The organism is Enterobacter cloacae complex sp. 677-3DZ2D5B, assembly GCF_004136695.1.
In the GTDB taxonomy this organism is placed as follows: domain Bacteria; phylum Pseudomonadota; class Gammaproteobacteria; order Enterobacterales; family Enterobacteriaceae; genus Enterobacter; species Enterobacter hormaechei_C.
In genome coordinates, this window is record NZ_QFLS01000016.1 from 30,186 (window position 1) to 54,233 (window position 24,048).

The 24,048-nt window shown below is 54.1% G+C and carries 24 protein-coding genes; 16 read left to right on the forward strand and 8 right to left on the reverse strand.

Annotation, left to right across the window (positions count from 1 at the left end):
* Window positions 1-13 precede the first annotated feature (13 nt).
* From DD597_RS20210 to DD597_RS20220, 3 genes are read right to left on the reverse strand one after another with little or no spacing between them, the layout of a single operon-like run.
* Complete coding sequence (locus DD597_RS20210; RefSeq protein ID WP_023323937.1) at window positions 14-2,506, reverse strand: fimbria/pilus outer membrane usher protein; 2,493 nt, start codon at window positions 2,504-2,506, stop codon at window positions 14-16.
* A 15-nt stretch (window positions 2,507-2,521) separates the two neighbouring features.
* Window positions 2,522-3,214 (reverse strand): molecular chaperone, encoded by a 693-nt coding sequence (locus DD597_RS20215; protein ID WP_001223973.1) that lies wholly within the window; start codon window positions 3,212-3,214, stop codon window positions 2,522-2,524.
* Window positions 3,215-3,266: 52 nt separating this feature from the next.
* Window positions 3,267-3,851: a fimbrial protein gene (locus DD597_RS20220; RefSeq protein ID WP_022646579.1), complete on the reverse strand. Its 585-nt coding sequence runs from the start codon at window positions 3,849-3,851 to the stop codon at window positions 3,267-3,269.
* A gap of 374 nt (window positions 3,852-4,225) precedes the next feature.
* Here DD597_RS20220 and DD597_RS20225 point away from each other — a divergent pair, with 374 nt between their 5' ends.
* The 15 genes from DD597_RS20225 (at window position 4,226) to DD597_RS20295 (ending at window position 18,916) form a co-directional block, all read left to right on the forward strand.
* On the forward strand, window positions 4,226-5,038 hold the full coding sequence (locus DD597_RS20225) for a winged helix-turn-helix domain-containing protein (RefSeq protein ID WP_022650116.1): 813 nt from the start codon (window positions 4,226-4,228) through the stop codon (window positions 5,036-5,038).
* Window positions 5,039-5,056: 18 nt separating this feature from the next.
* The gene (locus DD597_RS20230) at window positions 5,057-5,527 is read left to right on the forward strand and encodes a hypothetical protein (RefSeq protein ID WP_003860998.1); all 471 of its coding nucleotides are present in this window, start codon (window positions 5,057-5,059) and stop codon (window positions 5,525-5,527) included.
* A 227-nt stretch (window positions 5,528-5,754) separates the two neighbouring features.
* Window positions 5,755-6,378 carry a common pilus major fimbrillin subunit EcpA gene (locus DD597_RS20235; protein ID WP_048209840.1) on the forward strand — a complete coding sequence of 208 codons (624 nt, stop codon included), beginning with the start codon at window positions 5,755-5,757 and terminating at the stop codon, window positions 6,376-6,378.
* 45 nt (window positions 6,379-6,423) lie between these two features.
* A complete protein-coding gene (locus tag DD597_RS20240; protein ID WP_022650117.1) occupies window positions 6,424-7,101 on the forward strand; it encodes a hypothetical protein in 678 nt (225 codons plus the stop codon).
* Between the two features lie 6 nt (window positions 7,102-7,107).
* The gene (locus DD597_RS20245) at window positions 7,108-9,702 is read left to right on the forward strand and encodes a CS1-pili formation C-terminal domain-containing protein (RefSeq protein WP_032634353.1); all 2,595 of its coding nucleotides are present in this window, start codon (window positions 7,108-7,110) and stop codon (window positions 9,700-9,702) included.
* Window positions 9,680-11,278 (forward strand): hypothetical protein, encoded by a 1,599-nt coding sequence (locus DD597_RS20250; RefSeq protein ID WP_048210827.1) that lies wholly within the window; start codon window positions 9,680-9,682, stop codon window positions 11,276-11,278. The genes DD597_RS20245 and DD597_RS20250 overlap by 23 nt, the downstream gene beginning before the upstream one ends.
* A gap of 6 nt (window positions 11,279-11,284) precedes the next feature.
* Window positions 11,285-11,938, forward strand: coding sequence for a hypothetical protein (locus tag DD597_RS20255; RefSeq protein ID WP_006812468.1), 654 nt, complete (start codon window positions 11,285-11,287; stop codon window positions 11,936-11,938).
* A gap of 73 nt (window positions 11,939-12,011) precedes the next feature.
* Window positions 12,012-12,206 carry a hypothetical protein gene (locus DD597_RS20260; RefSeq protein WP_022646586.1) on the forward strand — a complete coding sequence of 65 codons (195 nt, stop codon included), beginning with the start codon at window positions 12,012-12,014 and terminating at the stop codon, window positions 12,204-12,206.
* A gap of 23 nt (window positions 12,207-12,229) precedes the next feature.
* Window positions 12,230-12,415, forward strand: coding sequence for a hypothetical protein (locus tag DD597_RS20265; protein WP_001196016.1), 186 nt, complete (start codon window positions 12,230-12,232; stop codon window positions 12,413-12,415).
* Between the two features lie 67 nt (window positions 12,416-12,482).
* On the forward strand, window positions 12,483-14,579 hold the full coding sequence (locus tag DD597_RS20270) for a peptidase domain-containing ABC transporter (RefSeq protein ID WP_045332982.1): 2,097 nt from the start codon (window positions 12,483-12,485) through the stop codon (window positions 14,577-14,579).
* Entirely contained in the window at window positions 14,576-15,325 is a 750-nt protein-coding gene (locus DD597_RS20275) for a hypothetical protein (RefSeq protein ID WP_045332981.1), read from the forward strand. Before DD597_RS20270 ends, DD597_RS20275 begins: the two co-directional genes overlap by 4 nt.
* A 6-nt stretch (window positions 15,326-15,331) precedes the next feature.
* Complete coding sequence (locus DD597_RS20280; RefSeq protein ID WP_129256541.1) at window positions 15,332-16,582, forward strand: HlyD family secretion protein; 1,251 nt, start codon at window positions 15,332-15,334, stop codon at window positions 16,580-16,582.
* Between the two features lie 89 nt (window positions 16,583-16,671).
* Window positions 16,672-17,451, forward strand: a complete 780-nt coding sequence (locus DD597_RS20285) for an MBL fold metallo-hydrolase (protein WP_022650121.1) — start codon at window positions 16,672-16,674, stop codon at window positions 17,449-17,451.
* Between the two features lie 25 nt (window positions 17,452-17,476).
* Entirely contained in the window at window positions 17,477-18,463 is a 987-nt protein-coding gene (locus DD597_RS20290; RefSeq protein ID WP_022650122.1) for a GlxA family transcriptional regulator, read from the forward strand.
* Window positions 18,464-18,586: 123 nt separating this feature from the next.
* Window positions 18,587-18,916, forward strand: a complete 330-nt coding sequence (locus DD597_RS20295) for a hypothetical protein (RefSeq protein ID WP_023315117.1) — start codon at window positions 18,587-18,589, stop codon at window positions 18,914-18,916.
* Here DD597_RS20295 and DD597_RS20300 read toward each other — a convergent pair.
* From DD597_RS20300 to DD597_RS20320, 5 genes are all read right to left on the reverse strand, one after another.
* Window positions 18,894-19,697, reverse strand: coding sequence for a DUF4225 domain-containing protein (locus DD597_RS20300; RefSeq protein WP_039268673.1), 804 nt, complete (start codon window positions 19,695-19,697; stop codon window positions 18,894-18,896). The two genes, DD597_RS20295 and DD597_RS20300, sit on opposite strands and share 23 nt — an antisense overlap.
* A gap of 175 nt (window positions 19,698-19,872) precedes the next feature.
* Entirely contained in the window at window positions 19,873-20,961 is a 1,089-nt protein-coding gene (locus DD597_RS20305) for an AAA family ATPase (protein ID WP_006812462.1), read from the reverse strand.
* A gap of 146 nt (window positions 20,962-21,107) precedes the next feature.
* The gene (locus tag DD597_RS20310) at window positions 21,108-22,067 is read right to left on the reverse strand and encodes a DUF523 and DUF1722 domain-containing protein (protein WP_129256542.1); all 960 of its coding nucleotides are present in this window, start codon (window positions 22,065-22,067) and stop codon (window positions 21,108-21,110) included.
* Between the two features lie 102 nt (window positions 22,068-22,169).
* Window positions 22,170-22,580: a hydroxyisourate hydrolase gene (gene uraH, locus DD597_RS20315; RefSeq protein WP_022650126.1), complete on the reverse strand. Its 411-nt coding sequence runs from the start codon at window positions 22,578-22,580 to the stop codon at window positions 22,170-22,172.
* A 99-nt stretch (window positions 22,581-22,679) separates the two neighbouring features.
* Window positions 22,680-23,405, reverse strand: a complete 726-nt coding sequence (locus tag DD597_RS20320; RefSeq protein ID WP_023323942.1) for a MerR family transcriptional regulator — start codon at window positions 23,403-23,405, stop codon at window positions 22,680-22,682.
* 117 nt (window positions 23,406-23,522) lie between these two features.
* On the opposite strand from DD597_RS20320, the gene DD597_RS20325 reads away from it, so the two are divergent.
* Complete coding sequence (locus DD597_RS20325; RefSeq protein ID WP_003860954.1) at window positions 23,523-24,047, forward strand: lipocalin family protein; 525 nt, start codon at window positions 23,523-23,525, stop codon at window positions 24,045-24,047.
* Window position 24,048 lies beyond the last annotated feature (1 nt).

Below are 24,048 nucleotides of genomic sequence, written 5' to 3' on the forward strand. Positions count from 1 at the left end.
TGATAATCCGTAATTAATGGCAAACCGATGAGGGGCTGTTCAGCCCCCAGGCCGGGGAGGAGATTTCGCACTTTCCGCCGCGGAGATGCACGTTGAGCGCGCGTGGCGGCTGTTCAGCACGGATATACAGTACGCTGGCCTGTCCGACATACCCGACAGATTCACCATGTTCATCCAGCACTTCGGTGCCAAAGGGCAGCGGTTTGCCGTCGGCGCGCGTCGCATGAAGTACCCATGACTGGCGCTTGTCGGTTTCAAAGCGGATATAGCTCACCGCCCCGTCGTAAGGAGCCACGTTAGCCATATTGCCGATCACTTCCGCGCCAGCGCTGTTTTCAGTTTCAGTTAACGTAATGGCGTTTTTGCGATACGGGGTGGCGTAAGGCACCAGCGCCACGCCATCGCGGTTCGTCATAATGCTTTCATCGCCGTTCACCATCAGCCCCTCCGCCTTTGGCGCATCGACGATAGTCATGGTTGTGCCGGTTTCGTTTGAGGCGAGAACGTGCCACGGGTAGGCCACCAGGCTGCCGCGTCCGCTGAGCCCGGTCTGGCGGTAGTCGGAGGATTCGCTGTAAGAGCCACCGAGTGTTGCGAAGTTCGAACGGTACGCGGCGTTAACGCTTGCCGCATTTTTACCCCCCCGCGCATTACTGCCGGAGAGGGTATAGCTCAGGCGGTTCGACGCCAGCGCGTTCCCGCTCATGCTGATATTGCTCTGCTCATAATGCGAATCGCTGGCCGTCAGGCTGGAGGTGATCCACGCATTATTATCAAACAGCGAGAACGGCAGGCTGAGGGAGAGGTAAAGGCGCGTCTCTTCTTCACTGTCCCTGTTCCGTACCCGGCTGGCCGACAGGGTATAGCTGGCGCGGCCGATGGCGTTGGAATAGCCCATCTGGTATTCGCGCGTGGTTTGCTGTGAGTTCCAGTAATCGCGCTGTGTGCCGGAGACAAACACCGTGCCCCAGTTATTGAGCAGGCGCTGATTAAGGTTAAGCGTAAAGGTATTCTTGGGCTGCGCCGCGCGCAGGGCGTCCCAGGTGCTTAGCGACATGTCGGGCGCAACGCCAAACCGATCTTCATAGTCGTCGTACTGCGCTCTCAGGCGCTGATACCCTTCGCGCGAATAGAGCGCGTCGCTGAAGCTGTAATAGCCTTTAGTGGAATAGCGATAGGCCGCCAGGGTGAAGTTGGTGGCGGTGGTATCGATAAATTTGCTGTACGACACGCGATAACTCTGACCGCTGCTGGTGCGATCCTGTAGGGTGGTTTTGGCGTGGGTGACATCAAACGAGACCGCGCCAAAGGGAAGGTTCCACCCGGTACCGACAAGCCCGGCCTGGTAGTTATCGCTAATAATCGTCCCGGTATACCCGGTGATGAGGTTATTAAACCCGTAGCGCAGCGTGGCCTGCATGAATGCGGGTTCGGCATCGAGCGTGTTCTGATGCACTTTACCCGCCACCACGCTGTACTGACTCACCCCTTCTTTTAGCATCCCGGGTACGGCGGAAAACGGCACCGTGAAGGACTGCTGTGAACCGTCCGCTTCACGCACCACCACCAGCAAATCGCCCGCGGAGCCGGTAGGCTGAATGCTGTCGAGGGTAAACTGGCCCGGCGGCACATTCTCCTGATAGATCACGTTGCCATTCTGGATAACTTTCACCAGGGCGTTCGTCCGTGCCACGCCGTGAACCACCGGTGAAAAACCCTGCTGTGAATTTGGGCGCATCTTCATGTCCGACGCCAGCGACACGCCGCGCACGCGCAGGGAATCAAACAGATCGCCAGGAATATAAAAGTCACCCAGCGTCAGGTTGGATTTCAGCGAGGCCAGGGGACGGCGCAGGTAGCGGGTATTATTCTGCCAGCTACTCTCTCCGCTGGCCGTTTTCCGCCAGGCGCTGCTGTCGCGAAACTGCCAGCCGAACAGGTTGGCGCCGGAATCCAGCCCGGCATAAAAATCATCATTTGTGTCTTTCGCAGCGCCTTTCGCGCGGGTGTTGTACCAGGTCGTGTTCCACGAGAGCATCAGCGCCGGTATCCCCTCGTCCCAGAACTGGGGGGCAATGTAACCTTCTTCAGTACGCAGCACGGCCGCCTGCGGAACGGTAAGCGCCAGACTCAGGGTGCTGGTATCGGTTTTGACTTCACCGCCCTGAACCAGATCGCGCAGCTGAACCTGCCCGTGCGCAATGGCGGGCGCAGGCACGGACGTGGTGTTGATGCCAAGCGACCGGGCATCTTTCCAGGCAATGCGGATGTCGTCACGCTGCTCGCCGTAGATGACGGTATAACGTCCCTTCCAGCTGCCGTTTACGTAGATATCCATCTCCTGACTGCCGGCAGGCATGGCGTTGTTTTCGGAAAAGCGAGACAGATCGGACTCACCGGATGCGCCAGCAAGCAGGGAGGGATCAAACGAGACGGCCCCTGATTTATGCGAAAGCAGAAGCGTGCAGACTGCCAGCAGACAGAGTCTGTTTTGTTTCATTTTCATGGTGAGTCTTTCCGATCACTGACTGGTGAAAGTCCGGGTTTTATACGCGCCAAGATCGTCCACATACATCAGCTGGAAGGTCTGTCCGCGCTTAACCGTATTTTTTGCGGCGACCGTCAGCTGCCCAAACGGGGAAACCATAGGGGACTCCTGGAGCAATTTCGTTTTACCCAGCGAAATATTGGCGACCGTAATATGGAACGGACTGTTATTTGTAATGCGAAAGCGATCGCCTTCGGCGGCGAGCGTCAGTTTCGCCACCGCGTCATCCAGCGTGCCTTTCAGCGCAGCGGGCCGGTAAAAAAGTTTGATACGGGATTTAATCGCCAGCTGAACGGTATTCTGATTTTGCAGATTTTCAGGTCTGGGCGGAATGTCGAGAACATTCAGGAAAAAGACGGATTCGCGATCCGCAGGCAAGCTGGACGGCAGCTTTTTAATACGAAGCTGTTGGCCATTATGTTCGTTAACCTTTATCACTGGCGGCGACAGCAAAAACGGCACATTGGCTGTTTCCGGCGTGGAATTAATATCACCGTCATCTATCCAGGATTGCACCAGAGCGGGCGCATCGCCCGTATTCATTAACTGGACGATCACCTCTTTGTTATTTTCAGGATAAAGGACACGGGTGCCATTAATGACAATATTGGCCCATGAGTGACCGGTGCTTAGCAGTAAGCCTGCCAGCAAAATTGCCTTGCGCATGATTGCAACCTTAAATACAGGCTCTGCGAAAACAGAGCCTGAATAATCATTATTACAGGTAGGAAATGGTATACGTTACGTTGGAGCTTAACTCGCCCACGGTGGCGGCAGCGGCGTTCGTTTTATAATAATAAACATCCAGCGTCAGCGTCTCGGAATCTGGCGCGGTCGCTGTACCCATAATATCTGTGGTGTAAGGCTGGTTCAGGGTAATTGGCGTAGACGAACCTGGCTCCACTAACGCAAAACCGACATTACGTGCCACGCTGGCATCGCTTTCGTTCACGCTGTTATTCAGCAGGTATTTACCGTCAGTGGAAATATTATCCGCGCTGGAGAAATACACTTTTAGCGGGGTGCCGGTCGTTCCGGCTGCTGGTGAACAACCTGAGAAAGTCAGCGCAATAGATTTTTTATTCTTAGTGATCAGGCCAACCGTGGTGCCCGCATCTTTTACCGAAATAGGGGAAAGCGCAACGGTAAAGTCTGCGCTTTTACCGCCGTTAATGGTACAGGTTGTATCGGTAATAGCGCCGGTAAAGTTAATAATACCACCCGCCGAATTGTCTGCGGCCACTGCGCTGGTAGAGGCAATAGCGGCGGCCAGCAGTGATACGGTCATGATCGATTTGAACATGATAAACTCCATGAAGATTTGTGTTATTTAAAATGAATGTTAATCGGCTACACATGTCCCTGATGTACCGGCTAGACGCATGGCGACTCGGGAGAATGCTTTGACGATATTATGTTGCACTAAAAAAGTACATAACAAAACATTATTCCAATAATTTCTAAAGTTTAAGATTATAATCTTGTGTGTTAGTTTTTTTTAATGTTTTAACCTAAATGCGTTGGTTCAAATATTTTTATTAATGATTTAATAATTGTTAATTAATGAAGCTTTATGAATTCATCTCTCAATTAATATCACGCGACTTGACCACACAAACTTTAGACTTATTATTGCCTGGCAAATGCACATAATTTTAACAATGGCGTAATAATAATATGAAGTATCTCATTGATCTTACAATGCTTTATGAAGTCGACACCGGTATGATCATGATTAATGGAGAGGAAGAGTCATCCATTAAGTTATCTAACCAGGCGGGTCGTCTGCTTTATGAACTTATCATCAATAATGGTAAAACTCTCGACAGAGACGACCTGATAAAGAAGGTCTGGGAGGATCATGGTTTCTCTGGTTCTTCGGTGAGTCTGAATGTTGCCATAAGTGAAATCAGAAAAGCATTTCGTACATTAGGATGCGACCCTTTACTGATAAAAACGATACGTGGCAAGGGATTTAGCCTTGCCGCGCATATTGAACACCACACGGTCAGGCCGCCGGTTGTTTCAACGCTTAGTGAACAATCTGCTTCTGAATCATTCGATACGTTAGCGCATAAGAAAGATGCCGATCCGCCTAAACAATTAATATCGCTGCACAGACTCTTTATTTCTCTCTGCACCTTATTACTGATTACCGTTATCGGCACCGCTGTTTTACTGTTGCACCAAAGGGATTCCTATGCCGAGAGCCTGAAAGATTCTGATATGCATCTGCTCGGTAAAGTGGACCGGTGTACGGTATACCTGATCGATAAGAATATGTATCAGCCGCGACAGCACTACTTTAATCACGTAAAAGAGGTCATCGCCAGTCAACATATCGACTGTCAACATCAGGTTGCAGATGCTTACTATTCCAGGTTTAAAAAGTCGCAGATAGAAAATTATTTCCTGGCCATCTGTTATCAGCAGGACAGTATCGACGATTATAAGAACTGCATTTCTTACAGAAGCCTGACCGGGAGTTAAAATATGTCAAGGACTAAAATGAGTGTACTGTTCAGTATCGTACTGGCGCTGTCTGTCATCGCGTTGTTATGGATCTATTTTACCAGAACGCAGGATGAGGGGTTTGGCTGCCAGTCAGATACCATTTCCTGGAAAACATATTCCACGGGTGAGTCAACCGATATGTCGCTAACCACGCTTTTCCTGTTTAACAACAAAGATGTTGTGACGGTTATTCATAAAGGCGTGCTCAAGAAAGAGGGCAAAAGCTACCTGATTGACCGAAATTACACGCTCAGCGTGGAAAAAGTCGATGGAAGCAATATCTTTTATATTAAGGATAAAAAGCTGAATAAATCTGAAGATGATGCGGCGCCGGATGGCGTTGTAAACGAAATGTTACTTGATAATATCAACTTCTTCTATATTACCAGCGTAAAAAAACATGCGTGGTTAATTAAGGGGCTGGTGTTGCCTGTAATGATGTGTGTGGCTGTCCCGACGTCCTGATATTTCTCTTTATTAAAAAATCGATATTTATCTATTACTCGGGAAAGTGAGTAATTTACTCAATACGTAACAATAAGATACGAGAAATTTATTTATATTTTTATTGTTGCTCTCCGTCGAGTGAATTTTTCTGTATTGCCTCGTTATTTTGCGGCTGTCTATACTCCGCCTCGAAAAAGGGGCTCCCCTTTTTATACACGTGGATTCTTTTTTGAAGGACTAAATAAATGAACAAACTGAACGCTATCGTTCTGGGCTCCCTGCTGTCTGTTTCTGCCCTGAGCGCAGTTAATGCAGCAGAAACGACGGCTTCTGCCACATGGCAGGCAACCGCGACCAAAGACAGCGAATCCGATCTGGTTGTTACGCCAACGCGTGCTCTGAACTTTGTTTACAGCGCCAACACCAAATCTTTCAACACCGACACCGGTCTGTTTGATGTGGCTATCCGTGGCGATCACTCTACGGCGACCAGCTTCAAACTCGAAGCTATCCTCGACGATTCAAACAACACGCTGTTCAGCGTGGGTGGTGAAGCGACCAAGCTGAAAGTGGGTGCGCGTTGGGGCGGTAACGACCTGGGCTCTATCGGTGGCACCGTGGGGGCGAAATCAACCGCATGGACCACGCTGGTTGATTCCTCTTCTAACACCGGCGTCTCTTCTGGCCTGTGGAACCTGACCACCAGCGCAGGCGCGACGGCAGATACCGAAATTACCGGCCAGGACAAATTCGTCTTCTACGTTGACTCCGCTCAGGACAATGCCGGTACGGCGAAAGAGTTCAAAGACCTGACCAACAGCCTGTGGGAAGGGACCGTGTCTGTTGCGTTCCGCGCAACCTGGGGCTAAGGCCTGATCGATCCAGGGGCGCAAGCCCCTGTTTAGGGAAATAGCATGTTTAACCTCAAATCCGCCTTCTTATTTTTATTATTTATCTCTTCCTCCGCGCTGGCCATTAATGTGGGAAAAGTCACCACCATTATTTCTGCGGATGCTGACTCCACCGCCAAGGAAATAAAAAACGAAGCAGACAGCGTGCGTATTGTTTCTGTTCGCGCACAGCGGATCAGCAGCCCAATGGATGAAGGGATCGTCATTAATCCGGAGAAAGTGGACGAACTGTTGCTGACGCCCACGCGCATGGTGATGCCCGCCGGTACCAGCAATATCGTCAAATTTTACTATCACGGGAACGCCGATAACAAAGAGCGTTACTACCGCATTACCTTCACGGATGAAGGGGTAAGCGAAGAGGTGGACAGCGGTTCGCCAAAAAACGGCACCGGGATGACGCGCGCGGTGGTGAGCACCATTCTGGTGGTTCAGCCCCGGGATAAGAAGATTGATTTCGTCTATGTGGCGGGAAAAATAACCAATAAAGGGAACACCTCGTTTCGCGTCAATGCGACCGGGACCTGCCTGAAGCCGAATCCGGAATCCCCCGGCACGCCGTGTAGCAAAAACTTCTACCTGATGCCAGAGACCTCGCGCGCTATCGAGGATATCAACGTTACGGATAACCATTTTCATCTCGGAATATGGGACCTGAAACAGTTCATTCCTGTTAAGTAAGGATGCATGGTGAAAAATAAATTAGTGTTGCCGGTGATGATGGCTTGCGCATCCGGCACGCTGCCCGCGCTTGCGCATGCAGCCTCAAGCTCCGTGGTTATCGCTAATTACCGTTTTCCCGACTCGCTTTATGCACTGCTGGAGCAGGGGATCAAAATTCCCGTCTATCTGGTGAATACGCGTCCACACTCAGCACAACAAGGGAACCACGAAGGCACGGCGAGTGAATATGTTCGTATCGGTGACGTGACGCTCTTTGCAAAAGATCTGAAGCTGGGGCTGAGGGACGTTCAGGTCCAGGAGTCTGATAACGGCATTCGTCTGTCAAAAGAGATGCGGGCGTTACTGCAAAGCATTAACGATAAGCAGTTTGATGACCAGATGCGTATTCCGGTTAGCGCGGGTTCGGCGTTCGAACTGGATCAGAAAAAAATGCGCCTGTTGCTGAATCTGTCGCAGAGCGACTACGGGGTGAATATTCGCCCGCGTGAGGTGGACATTGATGCGCCGGAGTCTGACGACCTGAGCGGCACGTTCTCCTACAACCTCGGGGCGTATCACACCGAGAGCGGCTACGGTGACAGCTGGTCGTCGGGCTATCTGAACGCGAGAAACTGGATCTCAATGGGCGTCGATCATGTGCTGATCGACGGCTCTGGCTACGTCAACGAGAGCAGCAGCGATACCCAGATGAATGCGGTTATGTGGGAGCGCGACTATCAGGGGATGCGCTACGCCGCAGGCATGCTGAACGGCTGGGCGATGCAGTCTCTGGCGAGCGTCAGCGGGATTTCCGGCGGTGAAGTCTACGGCGTTTCCATGGGCAACCAGGCCAACTCCCGCAAACGCGATAACACGCTCTCTCTGACGCCGGTGGTGGTCTATTTCCCCACGGCGGGCGAGGCCCGTATTCGTCGTGACGGGCAGCTTATCGGCATTCAGCGCTTTGACGTCGGCAACCATGAAATTGACACCAGCAGCCTGCCCTACGGGATCTACAGCATCGAAGTTGAGGTGGTGAGCGGAAGCCGCACCGTGTCGCGTAGCATGTACACCGTAAATAAGCCGTTCTCCAGCAACGTGTCGGAAACGCTGCGCTGGCAGATGTGGGGCGGGATGTATAGCCGCGATAAATCCGTCGTCAATTATAAAAAATACGCGAAACGCAAAAACGAGCAGGACAACACCTACTACTACGATTACGACACCAAACATAAAGACACCATGTCGCTGGTGGGAGCCTCGTTCAGCAAGCGCAGCGGGATGGTCGACTGGAACGCCTCCACCTACATGATGCGGGAACACATCGTCAGCGAGCTGTGGGCCTCCCTGAACCTGACGGGCTATTTCTCGGTGAATACCCAGACCATGGCCGCCTCCGACGGAACCTATCGCGCCAACTATGGGGCGAATCTCAGCCTGCCGTGGCAGATCGGCTCGGTGTGGTACTCCCATGAACAGCTCTCCAGTGGCAAGTTCCTCGATATCTATGAGAGCAAGGGCAATACCTGGGGCGCCTCCTTTAGCCTGCCGTCGTTCGGTCTGCCCTCGGCGGGCAACCTGAGCCTGATGCGCCAGGAGGACGACCTCTATCGCTATAAACGCTATCAGCTGGACTACTCCCAGGGGTTATACGCCGGTCGCTACGGTACGGCGCGCCTGCGGGTGGGAATGTCGCGCAACAAATACGACGGGTATTACGAAGAGAAAGATCGTTACGTGATGCTCGATTTCGCTATACCGCTCGGCAATACCGTGTCGGTTGGCGTTTCCCACAATCGCGATACCGGCACGGCGCTGAACGTCAGCGCCAGCCGCCAGTTTGAAGGCGATTACCTGAAATCGGCTACTGCCAACGTCTCAAAAGCCTTTAATAGCCGCCAGGATCGCAGCGTAAGCGGCGGCGGCAGCGTGAACTTCGACACGCCGTGGAACAGCAACATCCTCAGCGTCCAGAGCGGCATGAGTAAAGGCTGGAACTCCACGCTGACCAGTGACGGCAGCGTGGGCTGGTCCAAAGAGGCCATCGCCGCCGGGAAAGGCACCGAAAGCGCAGGGGTGATTGTCAGTACCGGTCTCAAATCTGATGAAGCGCTGACCCTGAAGCTTAACGGCCGGGCAGAACGCATCAAAGGGGATAAGACCTGGCTGTCGCTGCCGGCATACCAGGCTTATGACCTGGAAGTGATGAACAGTGAAACCGGTACGGAAAGCTATGAGATTGGCGCGAATGCGCGTCGCCATATCACGGTTTATCCGGGCAATACCGTGGTGATGAAGCCGCAGGTGAAGAAAATCGTCACTCTGTTTGGTCGTCTTGTGGATGCAAACGGGGCCCCGATTGGCGCCATGCAGATCAAAAACCACGTCGGGCTGACCCGGACGGAAAACGACGGACGCTTCGTGATCGACGTTGATAAGAACAACCCTGTCCTGAGTATCGCCACGCCGGACGACAGCGTCTGCGAAGTGCGCCTGGACATCGAGTCTAACCGCGGTGCGCTGTGGCTTGGGGACATCTCCTGCGACAAAGGCGATTTCGTCTGGCAGGAAGCAAAAGGAACGCAGGAACGTGACGATGAAAAAGATATTCGCTCTTAATTTACTGCTGATAAGCGCGGCGGCCCTGGCGCAGGAGCTGCCCTATTTCGCCATTAATAACCCGGACAATAACGGTACGGGAAACAGCGCAGGGCTGTTTAGTCTGAACAGCACGTCGACCGCGTTTTTACACGGTTCGCGCGAGTGGCCGACCCTGAGTGCGAAAACGAATAACGGTATCGCCACTTACATCCCGGACAACAGCTTCAACGGCCCGGCAGGCAGCGCGTTAACTATCGACTTTTCGGTGACCGGTTCCAGCGCTTCTCCGTTCTTTAAAGGGACGGCGTGTTCCTCGTCCTGCGGCAACACGGGGTACACCCCGACGACCAGCTATACCGACACGTCGATGGTGGTTAAGCCGCCGGTGATGGAGCCCGGCACGTCATACGGGCGCTGGGTACTGGGCGATCCGTTCTTTAACTATTTGCTCAACGCCGCGCCAGGGGATGAAGTGACCATCACCTCCACGCCGCAAATCAGCTCCATCAACAAAGTGACCACCACCAATACGCTTCACAAGGTGGGCACGCTGACCATGACCAACTCCAGAGCGCTTAACCTGGGTATTGACCCGATCAGCGGCGAGGTGACGATTGTCGATGGATCAACGGGGGCCACCTGCACCAAGTACACCCGTAACACGGTCTCTGGCGTCCTGTGCGACCTGCTCGAATACACATTTGTTGGGGAAGATATCTCCGGTTACAACGGAGGGCTGGCGCTCACCTCTTCCCGCGTCAACAGCGTGCTGCAATCGCACATGAGCGGCGGCACCGGGCTTGCCGCCGAGCTGACCTTCGATGAAAACACCTGGTACAGTATCTCCGGCGGTATCCTGAGCGATACGCGTGTCCTGGCGAACACCTTCCTTGCAGCGCCGCAGAAAAACGGCGGCAAAGCGTACCTTAAAATCTTTTTGCCGAAAGCGTTAATTCTGAGCGTGGCGCAGGCGGGGGACGGCAGCAACATTGGCAATATCGTCAGCCTGTGTCTGACGCCCGGCAACAGCTCGCTGGCGGCGGATTTCTGCTTCCAGCCGGGGGGCGGCCTGGTGATTAACCCGATCGAACCCGGGCTGGAAATTGTGCCAGACAACCCGGATTACACCCTCGATCCTGACGGTCTGGGCGGCTCAGGGAAAGGCATTATCGGCGAAGCGCCCATTGAGATCCCCTACACCATCACCTACAGCGGGGCGCAAAAAGATGCGGCGATTGCGGTCACGGTAAAAGTCACCGGGCCTACCCAAAGCCTGAATGGGGTGGACTACTGCGCTTTTAGCGGCAACGGCTTTACGGTTCCCATTCCGGGCAACGTGCTGGTGGGGAAAAGCCAGACGCTGATGGCGCACAACTGTAAAGGCGAAGTACTGTCGATCCCGGCGCCGGCCACCCATGCGGAAGAGTGGGACAAAATGAGTTCCGGCGTGACCGATATGTGGCTCTGGAAAACACCGCTGATCCTCCAGTTCGTTATGGATAATCCGGTATCGAAAACCACCTATGACGGAAATAGCTGGTTTGGTGAAGTGACCGCGCAGGGAAGAATAGATGTTAGCGCATCCTGGAATTAATCAACCATGACTGGAAAATTCCTGGCTATTTTTGCAATAAATTGCTTCATTTCCACAGGGGCAAATGCTTTAATTATCGAAAGTCTGAATATTGATTTTCTTCCCGAAAGAGAAGTTGTTTTTCAGCCGATAAAAAACGATACCAGCGAGCGTCAGAATTATACCGTGTCGCTTATTCAGGTAGACGTTCCTAAAGAGAAGGGAAAAGAAACCGAAATAAAAGACGGCGAAGTCATGTATTCGCCTAAGCAATTAACGCTGGGGAGCGGTGAACGCGCGGGTTTTAAATTTTATTATACCGGCCCGCATGACAACAAAGAGCGATACTATCGCGTAAAATTCACCGAGACGCCGCTCCAGGCAAAGGTGATCACGCGCAAAGGCCAGCGCATCCAGTCGGATGTGGTGGTCTCGCTTGAGGCTATTTTGATTGTCCGCCCATGGACACGACATTTTGATTATGCGTTTAGCAACGGGGTGGTGAGTAATACCGGGAATACCTATTTTAAATATGTTTCCTCGGTCGGGTGCAGTACGCAATACAACAATTCAAAATATATTCCACCGGGGCAACGGCTGGAAATAGATAATGCCGGGCAGGCTGCAAGGCGGATGATTATTTATGGCAATAAAATCATTCCGCTGACCACCTGCCCGTAGCAACCGCTTTCCTTCATAAAAGGAAATTAGCCTTTAGCATCATGCTAAAGATCCATCACTACAGGAGATAAAAATGAAAGCGATTTCATTCGTAGAAGCGAAAGACATTATTGGCGGCGCGTTAAACCCGTTCGCTGGTCTGGTTAAAGGTGCACAGCTGGGTTACGACACTGGCGCCAGCATCATGGGCATGGTTGGCGGTGTGGTTGGCGGAGTTCTGGGTGGCGCAATGGGCTTCCTGGGCGCGCTGGTTGGTAGCTACAACTAATTCACGTTAACAGGAAAAGTATCATGCAAGTTATCGATTTCAAAAAAGCACAGGCCATCATCGGTGGTTGGGATCCGTTTGCTGCCGCTATTCAGGGCGCAAGCGCGGGCTATAACGCGGGCAGCCAGATGTTAGGCGCGCTGGGCGGCACCATCGGCGGCGTATTCGGCCTGGTGGGCGGCTTCATCGGCGGTTTCTTCAGCGCCTAAGCGAGAAGCACGTTGTACGCATGGCCCGCATTGCCGGGCCATTTTTTTATTTCAGCCACGGATCATTATGTTTTCGCTCTTTCAGTATAAAAAACAGGGTAAGACCCCTGTTATTCGCCAGCATGAATTTACCGAATGTGGACTGGCCTGCCTGGCGATGGTGTTGGGGCACTACGACCACCATGTCTCCGTCAGCCAGCTGCGCCGGGAGATTTCCGTTTCCGCCGATGCGGGAACCTCAATGGCGGAATTGATGACCCTTGCCAGCGATAAAAATATGTCTGGCCGGGTGCTTAAAGGCGAAATCACTGAAATAGAAACGTCTGAGCTGCCGCTCATCGCCTTCTGGCGCGGCAACCATTTCGTGGTCATCGTGAAGATCGACAGCCGCAGCGTGACCGTTCACGACCCGGCCAGCGGCGTGCGTCGTTACCGTCTGAAAGAGGCGGAAAAACTCTTTTCCGGCTATGTGCTTGAGCTTAAGCCCACGCCGTGCTTCGAAAAGAAATCCCCGGATGAAACGCTCACGCTTGGCCGTTTAGCCAATAAATCTCCGAGCCTGTTCCAGCGCCAGCTGCTGCTGTTTGTGCTCTGTATTTTTACTCTCATCACCATGCTGGCAAGCCCCACCTACGTGCAGCTGATTATGGATGAGGCCATTTCCCGCAGCGACAGCGATCTGGTGATCCTGCTCACCGCGATCTTCGCTATCGTCTTTATCTTTGAAGTCATCGGTAAATTCCTCAAGCAGCTGCTTGAGATCCTGATGCGTAACATTGCCTATGACGATTTAAGCCAGTCCGTGCGCCACTACATGCTGCGCACCCAGACCAGCTGGTTCCGCTCGCGCCCGCCGGGCATCGTGCTGGCTATTGAGAAATCGCTCCACGCCTGCGCGGAGTTCATCAGCAATGGTTACGTGCAAATTCTCTTTTCCAGCCTGATCGCCGTCACCAGCCTGCTGTTTATGCTGCTGTATAACGTCAAAATTGCGCTGCTGACAATGCTGCTGATGGGCGTGTTTTTCCTGATCCGCTTTTCGCTGATCGGCCCCTATCAACGCGCGGTGGATGACTCCATCGAGCGCACCGCCCAGTATGAGTCCCTGCTAGTGGAGACGCAGAAAGGGATCATAACGCTCAAAGCGAACAACATGGAGCAGGCCCGGGATGCGGTGATGGACAAATCCCAGCGCGAGCACATCGCCGGGCTGATGCGTAAAGAGCGGCTACTGGCCCGCTTTGACGTGGCTTCGCTGCTGGTGATCAATGCCGAGCAGCTGCTGGTGGTCTGCTTTGGCGCGTGGCTGATCCTGGAAGGGCAGATGAGCATCGGGATGCTTTACGCCTATATCAGCTATAAGCGCTATTTTTCCGATGCCATGGTGCAGGTGGCGCAGAAGCTGCTGGACAAAAATGCTCTCAAGGGGCCGCTGGATCGCGTGGGCGACCTGCTGTTTGCCCCCTCTGAAACCAGCCAGTTTGGGAAGCGGATTGTCACCTCGCCGGTCTGTCTGCAATTTGAGGATGTCTCATTTGCCTATCCTGGCCGGGAGGCCACGCTACAGCATATCAACATGACCCTGAAGCAGGGCGAAGAAGCGGTGATTGTGGGCCAGAGCGGGTCGGGAAAAACCACGCTGCTGCGTCTGATCTCCGGCATGCTGCTGGCATCGTCTGGCACGCTGCGGATCAATAAGATCCCCATTGAGGAGTGCGATCTTTCCTCGCTGCGTCAGCACATCCGCATCGTCCATGCGGACGATATTCTCTTCACCGGCTCGATTCTGGACAACATCGCCTGCTTTGACAGCGCACCGGATAAAGAGCAGGTCATTGCCGCGTGTCGGCTGGCGGAGGTGGACCACGTCGTCGCCCGGCTGCCGCACGGCTACGAAACGGAGATGCTGCCGGGGAACACCTTTTTCTCTGCCGGGGAGATGCAGCGTCTGGTTCTGGCGCGCGCCCTGTACAGCCAGCCTAAGCTTCTGCTCTGTGACGAAGTGACGGCGAACCTGGATAAAACGACCGCGCAGAAAGTGCTGGCGAACCTGCGTAGCCTGGGGATTGGCCTGGTGTTTGTCACCCACTCGCCGGACGTGGTGGGCTGTCAGGGGCGTCTCTATACCATGGAAAACGGCACCCTGCGGGAGAGTGAGCAATGATGCTTTTGCCGCGTCTCTATGCGCGACTCTGCGCGCGCCAGGCCGGGCGCACGCTGCTGGCAAACCGGATCACGCAAAACTACAGCCAGTTTATGCGCTGCCCGGAGGCCGATGTTCCGGCTGATTTTCTGCATCAGAATGCGCATGAGCTGAGCGGGTTTAACTTCGTGGAGCAGATCTTCCCGCCCGCGCTTTGGGCGCGCAACGTTCGTTTTGATCTGCACGGGTACGTGGCGCAGTGGACGCGGGAGCAGGCATTTTACAGTTCATCTCGCACCCTGCTACTGGGCATGCGCTGGGCGGGCTTTGGTCTGATCGTGGATGCGCTGCTCGCCACCGCGCCAGCCGATGTGCGCTTTCAGTTTATTACCCGTCACCCTGCGCTGCATAAGCTGATGGCCGCGCACGAAGGCCGACGCGCCAGCTCGTTTTTCGCCCCTCACCGCCTGGTGACGGTGCTGCTGATGGACGAACGCCTGCCGGATGCGCCGCTGTTCTCCACCCAGGCAGGGGATCAAAAGGCGTGGTTAACGGACGTCTCAACGCGGTTTTTATCGCGCTATGGCTACAGCGTCCGAACGCTGCTGCCGATCTGTTCGCTGCACGCGGCGGAGTTTGGGCTGGAGAGTCAGGCGTATGCGCCGGAGGATTACCGTCAGGCCGCCGCCGACACGCTGAACGCGCTGCGCAAAACCCCCACGCTCTGGAGTGCATGGGATGATCTTTCAGTGATTTATCATGGATGACATATCGTGAAATTAAAAAACCGAAGCGGACAGCGGCGGGCGCTGATCCCGCATCACTTCTCAAAAAGCTATCACATCAACGCGCCACGGCTGAAAGCCGTGCTGACCTTGTTCATCGCCTTTTTTCTCTGCCTGCTGGTCTTTGCGATTGTCTTTAATTTTTCGGAAACCACGCTGGCACGCGGGGTGTTGATCCCGGCGCAGGGCGATGTGGAAGTCCGCGCCAGAGAGTCCGGTACCCTTGTCGATTTTGCCGTCCGGCCCGGTCAGTACGTGAAGGAAAACGATCCGCTGTTCACCGTGTCGCAGGACTATGGCGGCAAGCAGGGCTCGGTGGTGCAGTTTGACCGCCAGCAGATGGAAGCGGAGAAGAAGCGCAGCGAGCAGCGCATTCAGGCCATTGAGGACTCGATTGCGTCGTATCGCAAAAATCTGGCGCAGCAGCTGGCTCTCACCGACAAGCAGATCGCCGTTTCCCGCGATAAGGTGAAGAAGCTGCGCGCGCTGTTAAAAAACAGCACCGACACCTACGAGGCGTGGAAATCCGTCTCCGGGAAGGGCTATGTCTCCAGAGTGGATCTCGATAAAAGCCACAATGATGTGCTCAATGCGCAGCTCAACCTGACGCTGGAGGAGAGCACTATTCTTGAGCTTGAGGCACGCAAAACCAGCCTGACCGACAGCACCCAGTCGCAAATTGACTCTCTGAGCGAAGAGCAGCTGTATGTGAAAAACCGCATCAGCGAAATCGATCGCAACCTGTCCAGCCGGGGAAGTTCCACCATGGCGATGCTGGCCCCTGCCGATGGTTACGTGGTGGCGATTAACTTCCCGCCTGGCCGGGCCATTACGCAAAATAGCGAGGTGGTGGTGGTGATCCGTAAAAATACCGCGGCGACGATGGAGGGGTACCTGTATGTTCCGGCAACGGGGGTGGGGCGCGTGGCGAAAGGCGATAAGGTCAAGCTGCGCTTCGACTCCTGGCCCGTGGACAAATACGGTTCCGTGGAGGCGACGCTGTCCGATTTCTATGAGGTAAACATTGATGCCCATTCGGCGCTGATCCCGCTCCAGGAAGGGCTGAACTACTACCTGGCTAAAGTGCGCGTCCCCTCCTGGTTTACCGACCCGGACAAGAAAAAGCGCATGCTGATGGGCGGGATGACGGTGAACGCCGATATCGTTATCGATCGTAAGCCGCTTATCAATCTGCTGATTGCCCCGCTGGAAAGGGTGCGCAAGCGGTTTATCGATTGACCCGATTTCATCGATCATCGCCCTTTGGCCCACATTCTTAACGGCACCCTGGGGCTATTCTCCTTCTCATACCAACCGGAGGATAGCCCATGAACATTACGCAAATTCGCAATGCCACCCAACTGATCACTTACGCGGGAAAACGCTTTTTAATCGACCCAATGCTGGCGCCAAAAGGCACTTATCCGGGTTTTCCCGGCACGGCGCGGGCTGATATTCGCAACCCGATGGTCGAGCTTCCCGTTGACGTTCAAACGCTTCTGGATGCTGACGCGGTGATCGTCACCCATACCCATGCCGATCACTGGGATCAGTACGCCGTTGAGCTGATCGCCAAAGGCAAGCCGATCTACGTGCAAAATGATAGCGATGCCGCGCTGCTGCGCAGCCAGGGATTTACCAACCTGACGATCATGACCGGGGAAACAACATACGGCGATATCCGGATAGTGAAAACCCACGGCGGCCAGCACGGTACTGACCGCGCTTACGCCGTGCCGGAGCTGGCAGAGTTTCTGGGGGAAGCCTGCGGCGTGGTGTTCCGTCATCCCGATGAGAAGACGCTTTATATCGCAGGGGATACCATCTGGCGCGATGCGGTGGCGGCCGATCTGCAAAAGCACCAGCCGGATATCGTCGTGCTCAACGCCGGTTACGCTCATGTCATTGGGTTTGGGCCGATTATCATGGGGGAAGAAGATCTGCTTAACGTGCATTTCCTGCTGCCGCAGGCGAAAATCGTGGCGACCCATATGGAAGCTATCAACCACTGCCTGCTGACCCGCCGCGCGCTGCGCGAGTATGTTGACGCCAACGAGATAAGTGACGCGGTGAGCATTCCTCAGGACGGCGAAACCGTTATATTCTGAGTGTTAAAGGGGAAAGGAGAGACAGATGCCGCTTGTTAACGTTGCTATTGTCGCGGTGGACGGGTTTAGCCCGTTCCACTACTCCGTCCCCTGCATTCTGTTTGGCGATACGGTATCCGGGGAAAAGCGCTTTAACGTTACGATCTGCGCTGAAAAACCGGGATTCCTGACCTCGAAAGACGGTTTTGCCCTGCATGCGACGCAGGATTTTTCTGCAATCGCATCGGCTGAAATTGTGGTTGTACCCTACTGGCAGCACGTGCTGGAGCGCCCGCCTCAGACGCTGCTCGACAGCCTGGTTCAGGCCAGAGACAACGGGGCGGAAATTGTTGGGCTGTGTCTGGGCTCGTTTGTACTGGGCTATGCGGGCATACTCAGCGGCAAACGGGCCGCCACCCACTGGGAGTTTGAACACCAGTTTCAGACGCTGTTTCCGGACGTTCGACTGGACATCAACGCCCTCTACGTGGATGACGGCAATGTGATCACCTCGGCGGGTACCGCCGCCGCGCTCGACTGCTGTTTGTACATCATCCGCCAGCGCTTTGGCAGCGTCGTCGCCAATCAGATTGCCCGCCGGATGATCGTCCCGCCGCACCGCGAGGGCGGGCAGGCGCAGTTTATTGCGCAACCTGTGCCGAAAGATACCCGCGACGGGCGGATTAACTGTCTCATTGACTACCTTCAGCAGCACATTTCCGAGCCGCATAACCTGGATTCGCTGGCGGACGTGGTGTCGATGAGCCGACGCACGCTGACCCGCCATTTTATCAAGGCGACGGGCATGAGCGTTGCCGACTGGCTTACCGCCGAGCGCCTGCGGCGCAGCCAGATCCTGCTGGAGTCCGGCAGTCTGCCAATCGAAAGCGTCGCTGAGCAGGTGGGGTTTTTATCAGCGGTGACGTATCGGCAGCAGTTTAAGGCGCGCTTTGGTGTCAGTCCGGCGGAGTGGCGTAAGACGTTTCGCGTTAAGCCGTATGCAGCGAAAAATAATGCTGGCGCGATGGAATAAAAAGACGTGGGCGGCTTCTTTGCCTTTAAAGCTGGCGGCAATGGATATGCATCAGACGGGTTACAAGCACTTCTCTTCCGGTTAAGATAATCCACGTTACTTTCCAGAAGAAAAGGTAGTGGCATGAACAATATTGAAACGCAGTTACTTGAATCAGGTTTCACCGTAAAAGAATTAGCGTATCTGAACCGAAACATTAGCCGTTATGGTTCATCCCTGCTCGAGGTAGTGCTTGAGTTAGGTAAGCGATTTATCATGGTTCTGTGTATTACTGCGACTGTGGCCCTGATTTTCCTGGCGCTTCTTTTTTTCGCTGAACATTATAATATTGTTTCCGGTGGCATTTCTCTTTTCATCGTATTGATTATTGCCTGGTTTTTTCAACCCCCGATCATTACCTACAAAGCCTGGCGCTTCAGAAAGAAATACATTAGTTCTGTCCAGACGCATTAGAAATTAAATCAAACGAGACTTTTGCAGAGACACCCCAGCCGACAATTTTCATAGTGAGCGCTGCGCGATTCATTCCGTCGACTTTGCGGTAGAAATCCAGCGGGAGATAACGAAACAGACGCCATGATTCGGGTTTCCGGATGGCGCCAAATACCGTATAGACGCTTGCTGCCAGGCTTACGCTATTGAATACCCCAAGTGCTGATTCACGTTTAAATCCCATAAACTGAGCGATATCCATGACGCCATCTGCCAGCATACCTTCGGAGTTTGGTTGATGTTGAAGCGTTCTGTTAATTTCTTTTGAAATGGCATTTGCACCATCCATAACCAGAATCGCTCCTGCAAGCGCACCCACTGGATTCATTGTCATCATTGCACCAACACCTGCAACAATCTGTAACCCTGAAAGCACAACCTTAATCGATGAAATAACGTAACCGACGACTTTGTTATTTTCTTTAACCAGTTCAATCTGAGCAAAAAGCTGAGCTGTACGGGAGCGAAGCATTCTGCTTTGCTCAAGAAGACTTTCGTTCTCAGCCCGGATGTTTTTCAGGCATTCCATGCACTCCTCATCACTTCTGGCTGCCCGGGTAGCACTAAATTGTTGCATCACAAACTGCCGAATATCATCCATAAATTTAATCCGTGCGAGTCCGTCGCTGAGATGTTGCCCTCCGACAATATTCGCAGTATTGATGAGCTTGCGGGCTTCAAGATTTATCATTGTTTCAGCCCATGCGCGGGCGTTCTGACCAGGGAAAATTACAATATCCATTTTAATTTTCTCATCTGATAACCAACGTTTACAGATTATCCTGACATCAGAAACTGGCAACAATAAATTGGATAATCTGTCGCGAGCGCAGAATTCGCCGAAGGTATATACCGACGGAAATCATCTTCGTCGTTGATGGCGACCTTGAAAGTGGTGACAGCATAAAAGAAGTGCATTACCCCAGCCGCTCCATCCGTGTCTCCCCCTCCGCCATCGACAGCTGATACAGCGAAAACGATCGGTGCTTCTCAATCAAATGCGCCAGCTCCGGCGAGTGGCTGGTGAGCCAGATCTGCGAATAGCGGCTGGCCTCGGCAATGAGGCTTGCCAGGGCGGGCAGCATCTGCGGATGCAGGCTGTTTTCCGGTTCGTTGAGGGCGATAAATGCGGGAGGGCGCGGGCTTAACAGCGCCACCGCCAGGCATAAAAAACGCAGCGTGCCGTCGGAGAACTCTGCCGGTTCCAGCGGTCTGCTCAGCCCCTCGCGCTGCATCATCATGCGGAAGCGCCCGCCGGTGTTGTCGCTGTAAAACACGCAGCCGGGGAAGGCCTGGTCGAGAATGCGCATCAGCAGCAGCTCGTCGCCAATTTCGACAATGGTCTGAAACGCGGCGGCCAGGTTCGCGCCGTCGCTGGCCAGCACCGGGGAGCGGAAACCCACCTGCGGCGCGCGGATCGCCGAGCCGGATGAAACGGAAAACTCATGATAAAAGCGCCAGTTACGCAGGGACTCACGCATCTGCGACACTTCGGGGTAGAGGTGCGGTTCACCGAGCTGACCGAACACTGACTCGTTCTCATACAGCGTACCGCTGTGGGTCACTTTTTCGTGATGTACGTTGTTCAGGAATACGGCCTGGTTCTTACGCTTCATCAGCTGTGACGACGGACGACGGTGCTGGCCGCTCAGCCAGATAGATTCCTCTTTGATCACCGGATCGAGCTGAAACTGTGAGGGGTAGGGCAGCTTTTCCACGAACCCGACCTGAAGCTCATATTCATAGGTTTCCGTTTCCACCGCCAGGTTCATGCGCCGCAGCTGGTCGCTGCGGGTTTTGCCCGCCCAGAACACTTTCAAAATGCCGCCCTCGTTTGCCAGCGCCTGGGAGAATTGCCCCTGCGCCGCGCTGTGCATCAGGTAAATCGCTTTATAAATATTGGATTTTCCGGTGCCGTTGGGGCCGAACACGATATTGAGTTGTTCCAGCTCAAGCGACATATCGCGAATTGAGCGGTAGTTTTGAATATGCAGATTTTTGATCATCGGGTTACTCCGCTGTGCACGCTTAACCTGTACAGAATCACAGTATTTTACGCTGAGCGCAAAAAAAAGACGACAGTGAGGGTGTCGTCTAAACGGGGTACAGCTTTGGGCCTCTGTGGGTCAATGGGGCCTTCGCTTCTTTCTTATCAGGTAACGGCCAGACGCAGACCCAAATCATCAGGATAGGGATCAAAGTAGTTTTGCGTCATCAGATACCGGTCAGGGTATTCAGCCAGATAATGCTTAAGCAGCGTCAGCGGCGCGAGGATCGGCAGCAGTCCGTCCCGGTAATGCAGGATCACATCACGCAGTTCCCCGCGCTGGCGGCTGTTCAGCTGGTTACGGAAATAGCCCTGAATGTGCATCAGCACGTTAGTGTGATTCTTCCGCGAAGCAGGTTTTTTCAGGATGGTCATCAGTTTGTCGCGATAGGCCACGAAAAACGCGTCCAGATCGTCCCACTCGTGCAGTGATGCCACGAACGGGCCAATTTCACGGTAGCCTGCCTGATGGTGCGCCAGAAGCTGAAGCTTATAGCGGCTGTGAAAGTCCAGCAGAGCACGGCGCGTCAGGCCATTTTTACGCATTACGTTCAGTTCGTGGAGGGCAAAAACGCGCTCAACAAAGTTTTCCCGCAGTACCGGATCGTGCAGGCGACCGTCTTCTTCGACGGGCAGCCAGGGGAAAGTTTCAAGGAGGGCGGCGGTGAACAGCCCGACACCCTCCTTGCGGCCCCGGTTGCCGTTTTCGTCGTACAGCCGCACGCGCTCCATGCCGCAGCTGGGGGATTTTGCACAGACGATAAACCCCGACAGATCGCCGATTTTCGGCAGATAATTTGCCGTAAATGCGGCCATCTTCTGCGTGACGTCATCGTGGGGCGCTTTGCTGAACCGCATTTCTGTCTCGCCGTCGGTGGTCATCACCAGGCGCAGCGCCGGACGAGGCGTGGGCAGGCCGATAGCCATTTCAGGGCATACCGGGCGGAAAGCGACCCACTGCGCCAGCTCATCCATCACAAAGCCCATACGCTTATGCCCGCCGTCAAAGCGAACGGCGGAACCGGTCAAACATCCGCTAATACCCAGCACAGGTTTTGTTGTCATGGTGTGCACCTCCCGATCTCATATCTAAAAGTTACACAACAATGCGAGTTTGTCCAAGTATTGGCGGGATTATTTTTTAATCGTCTTTAAAATCAAGAGCAATCAGCTGCCCTTGTAGGTTGAGTAACCGTACTGGCTGAGCAGAAGCGGGATGTGCAGTTTTTCATTGGTGCGGGTGACGGTGAACAGCACCGGCACTTCCGGGAAGAAGGAGTCCAGCTTTTTGCCGTGGAAGTAATCGGCGGTTTTGAAGGTCACTTTATACACGCCAGGTGCCATATCCTGATCCTGCGGATAAAGCGATTTAATGCGCCCGTCGTGGTCGGTTTTACCGCTGGCAATCGGGGTCCACTTGTCCTGCTCCTGCTTCTCCAGCGTAACGGTCACATCCGCTGGCGGCATACCGGTTTGCTGGTCCAGAACGTGGACGCTCAGGGTGCCTGCCGGGGCGCTGAATGCGGCAGGCGCGAAAGCCATTGCAGCCAGCATCATCAGAGGGAGTGTCTTTTTCATCGTGTTTTCCTGTTGAGTTGTCGGTGACAGGAAAACGTTAGCACTCGCTGCGCGAAAAAATATTCAACTTTTCGTGAAGATTGCCACAGCAGAAAATAATCAGAGGATAATTACCTCAAGGGAAACCTGCTGCTGCCACTGCGCAACCTGCTTTTTCCGCGCGGCGGTGAGTTTGCCGCTGGTGACCAGCAGCCATTTGCGATCCGGGAAAATTTCCGGGGCCAGCGCGGCAGGGGGAACCGGCAGGATGTCGATGCGGTGGCCCTGGCCGGTGCGCGTTAACGCTTCGAGCCAGATTTCACACGGGTCGTTGAGGTACCAGCCGCTGATGAGAACGTTATCGCCCGGCGCTTTTTTATCGCCCTCAAGGCAAAACGAGGTATAGGCGATGAGGATGCCGTCGAGGATCTCACGCAGCGTCATGGCGGCGGCGACGTTGGCCGATATCTGGCTGCGCAACGGACGCAGCACGTTAGTGACCAGCTCTGGCCTTGGGTATTCGCGTCCGGCGTCGTAAATCATCTGACGCAGGGATTCAATTTTCCCCTCCTGCAACTTTTGCATCATGGCCTGTTGCAGGGTTTGCCAGTTATTGGCGCGGCGCGGCACAGGGCGTTCCAGCAGTGATTTAACCTGACCGATAGGTACGCCTTTTTTTACCCAGTCGAGGATTTTCAGCGCCTGCTGAACGTCCTCATCGCTGTACAGGCGGTGACCGCCGTCCGTACGCTCGGGTTTGAGCAAGCCATAGCGTCGCTGCCACGCCCGCAGCGTGGTGGCGGTGATGCCGCTGAGTCTGGCGAATTCGCCGATGGAGTAAGCCATGTCTGCATCCGAAGAGAAGGAGTTGTCTCAATATACTACGAATATTCTCCGACGGGATGAAGCGCCGCACGGGTGCGCTACACTTAACTTCCAACCGCGTAAATGAAAGGAGTTCTCATGAGGCTATGGCCTGTAGTTACCGGTGTCGCCATTGCGCTGACTCTGGTTGCCTGTAAATCTCCCACGCCGCCGAAAGGCGTGCAGCCCATTACCGGCTTTGATGCCAGCCGCTATCTCGGCAAATGGTATGAAGTCGCCCGACTGGAAAACCGCTTTGAGCGCGGTCTGGAACAGGTCACCGCGACGTACGGCAAGCGCAGCGATGGCGGTATCAGCGTACTGAACCGCGGCTATGATCCGGTGAAGAACAAATGGAATGAGAGCGAAGGAAAGGCGTACTTTACCGGCGAACCGACTACGGCTGCGCTGAAGGTATCGTTCTTCGGCCCGTTCTACGGCGGCTATAACGTGATCAAGCTGGACGATAAGTACCAGTACGCGCTGGTCAGCGGCCCGAACCGTGACTACCTGTGGATTTTATCGCGCACCCCGACCATTCCGGATGCGGTAAAACAGGACTACCTGAACACCGCACGCGGTCTGGGCTTCCGGGTCGATCAACTGGTGTGGGTGAAGCACTAAC